The organism is Streptococcus sp. A12, from assembly GCF_905372335.1.
In the GTDB taxonomy this organism is placed as follows: domain Bacteria; phylum Bacillota; class Bacilli; order Lactobacillales; family Streptococcaceae; genus Streptococcus.
In genome coordinates, this window is sequence record NZ_CAJPOU010000095.1 from 1 (window position 1) to 3,451 (window position 3,451).

General features: G+C 43.9%; 2 protein-coding genes. One reads left to right on the plus strand and one right to left on the minus strand.

What is annotated here, in order from left to right:
• Positions 1–152: 152 nt before the first annotated feature.
• Positions 153–1,649 carry a hypothetical protein gene (locus tag QZ158_RS08070; protein WP_293887457.1) on the minus strand — a complete coding sequence of 499 codons (1,497 nt, stop codon included), beginning with the start codon at positions 1,647–1,649 and terminating at the stop codon, positions 153–155.
• Between the two features lie 174 nt (positions 1,650–1,823).
• Here QZ158_RS08070 and pepF point away from each other — a divergent pair.
• Positions 1,824–3,451, plus strand: a 1,628-nt coding sequence (gene pepF / locus QZ158_RS08075) for an oligoendopeptidase F (protein ID WP_293887459.1), incomplete at its 3' end; no start/stop codon positions are given.

Genomic DNA, 3,451 nt, shown 5'->3' on the forward strand with positions numbered 1-3,451 from the left:
TCTGTATGTTATATCCTCATCTTTGTATCCAAGCACGTATAACCTTTATTTTACCATATTCAAGCCCAAAAGAAAAAGGCTTTAAAAGCCTTTTTCGAGGAATATTTGATTTCCACGTATTTTAAAATTCTAGAGCTAGATATAGCTACCATCTATTTTCCATTCCACACATTTTCTTTACTAACGACATAGAATCGCGTTTTGTGTTCTCCACCTGAATAGTCTTTCTTGCTCCGCTTCAACACATAGCGCTCAAAAGGTTGAGAAGAGGTCTTAACTCTAGTTGTTACTGTAACTGTATCATTCTCAACGACCCACTCATCTGCTGAAGGAATAACAACCTCTGGGCCAGCACCTCCGCGTCCACCTGGAACGAATTCAAAAAACTTCTTATCTTTCGAAGAGTATATCCAGCCTTGTTTTCTTTCTTTCGCAAGTTGAATTAATTGATCTGTAGTCATAGATTGAATGGATTCTGATGTTTCTTGAGCTTCCAATTTTTTAATGACATCTGCAAGTTGATAGGTACCTGGAGTATAAGTATTGAAATAATCTAAAAACATGCCTTCTGTATAAGAATAGATACCGCTATGATCATTTGATAAATCTAATATAAAGGTTGGTTTGACCAATCTAGAATACATTAAAGAATAGCCATTCTCTACTACCGAGTGGATATCCTCTTGATCTTCCGCACTCAATCCTTTAACAGTAGATGCATTTCCCCCTTCCACTCTCGTCGTAAATTCAAGCGCGATCCAGCCTTGGCCAGATTGGAGCTTGCCCCAGGTATAACCGTCAGCTGCCACCGTCTCAGTTATCGTGTAAACACCTTGCGGGATCATTCCGACTTCTTCCCCCTTGATCGATGCTTCTTTACGAATTCGAAGATCTGAAACTGCTACACGGACTTGGAAACTACTTGTTTGCTGCTCTGAGGTACTTGCTTGGCTGGTCGCCTTCTTTCCGGTCTCTAGTTCTTTCCATCCAAATTTTGCTTGATCCAATTCTTTTGCTGTAATCCCTAAGGCTTTTTCTGGCTTCTGACCGTCCCCATTTTTAATTTGGATCTTATTGACAGTTTCCAGTTTCCCTTTTTGGAACTTGTAATGGATCAAATCTACTTCTGGTTGAAGAGACGAAAAGCTAGCATAGATGACCGAGCCATCCTCAAAAATTTGAAAACCTGAACGAGAGCCACCAGAGGAAGCTACAAAAGCTGTATGCAGTAATTCTGGTTGCTGGCCTTTCAGATAGTAGATTGCTGAGACTGTTTGGTTATTCCCAATCAAGAGTTCATCCCGCCCATCCTTATCCAAATCTGTATAAAAATAGGAAAGATTTGGTTTACTACCCAGAGTTTGAAGATACACGGCATAGGCATACTCATCAGATTGAGGATCTATTTCTTTTAGTTTAGCCTCTAGACCAGCACTATCACCTGCTTCGATAGCCCTAGAGTAAGCCTGGTAACGTTCAAGAACCGTTTGATAGTACTCATGCCCAGACGATGCTTTCTTGGAACTTTTTCCATCTGTTACTTCGCTCTGAATTGTAGAGGGTTGCGTCCGAGGACGTCGCTTAGGTCCACATGCCACCAAGGTTAGCAAGGTCATCGCTGCCAAGCTAACTTTATAGAATTTCTTCATCGTATACTCCCTAAAATTTTCTCCACTTTATTATACCAAAAGAAGGTAAAAAAGCTAGAGAATCCTTGGCTTCTTATTGGATCCAGCAAGCTTTGATAAGTTCCCCTTTCGCCTATCATTCTCCCCTATTTTCTGCTATACTGAGTATAGTTATTAGATCAAAAGGAGAACACTATGGAATTAAAAAAACGTTCTGAATTCCCTGAGAACGAACTCTGGGACCTCACAGCCCTCTACCAAGACCAGGAAGACTTCTTGCGTGCCATCGAAAAGACGCGTGAAGAAATCAATGAATTTGTCCGTAACTACAAGGGTAAGCTCCACACTTTTGAAGACTTCGAAGCTGCCTTTGCAGTCTTTGAACAGATTCAGATCCAACTCAGCCACATTGGTAACTACAGCTTTATGCCACAAACGACTGACTTTGGCGATGAAGCTTTTGCGGAAATTGCCCAAGCGGGGATGGATTTCGAAACTTGGGCGAGCGTCGAACTTTCCTTCTTTGATGATGCTTTGGTCGAAGCAGATGAAGAAGTCCTCGAACGCCTGGGACAACTCCCTCACCTCACTTTTGCCATCCGCCAAGCAAAGATCAAAAAAGCTCACTACTTGGGAGCTGATGTGGAAAAAACTTTGACCAACCTGGGTGAAGTCTTCTACGGACCACAAGACATCTATACCAAGATGCGGGCGGGTGACTTTGAAATGGCTGATTTTGAAGTGAATGGAAAAGTCTACAAAAATAGTTTTGTCACCTATGAAAACTTCTACCAAAACCATGAGAATGCGGAAGTCCGTGAAAAAGCCTTTCGTTCCTTCTCAGAAGGTCTCCGCAAGCACCAAAACACGGCTGCTGCTACCTATCTAGCCCAAGTTAAGTCTGAAAAACTCATCGCAGATATGCGAGGCTACGACTCTGTCTTTGACTATCTCCTAGCTGAGCAGGAAGTGGATCGCTCTATGTTTGATCGTCAGATTGACCTGATCATGAAGGACTTCGCTCCAGTCGCTCAAAAATTCCTCAAACACGTAGCCAAGGTCAACGGTCTTGAGAAAATGACTTTCGCTGATTGGAAGTTGGACTTGGACAGTGCGCTCAACCCTGATGTGACCATTGATGACGCTTATGACTTAGTCATGAAATCTGTAGCACCACTTGGAGAAGAATATTCCCGTGAAATCGCCCGCTACCAAACCGAACGCTGGGTCGACTTTGCGGCCAATGAAGGCAAGGATTCTGGTGGTTATGCAGCTGACCCATACCGCGTCCACCCTTATGTCCTCATGAGCTGGACAGGCCGGATGAGCGATGTCTACACCCTGATCCACGAGATCGGACACTCTGGTCAATTCATCTTCTCAGACAACAACCAAAGCTACTTCAACGCCCACATGTCGACCTACTATGTGGAAGCTCCTTCTACCTTTAACGAGCTCCTCCTCAGCGACTATTTGGAACACCAGTTTGATGATCCTCGTCAAAAACGCTTTGCCTTGGCTCACCGTTTGACAGATACCTACTTCCATAACTTCATCACCCACTTGTTGGAAGCAGCCTTCCAACGCAAGGTCTACACCCTAATCGAAGAAGGTGGTACCTTCGGAGCTAGCAAGCTCAACAGCATCATGAAGGAAGTCCTAACCGAATTCTGGGGCGACGCCGTTGAAATCGATGACGACGCAGCTTTGACCTGGATGCGCCAAAGCCACTACTATATGGGGCTTTACAGCTACACCTACTCAGCTGGCTTGGTTATCTCAACAGCGGGATACTTGCATTTGAAGAACTCCGAAAACGGAGC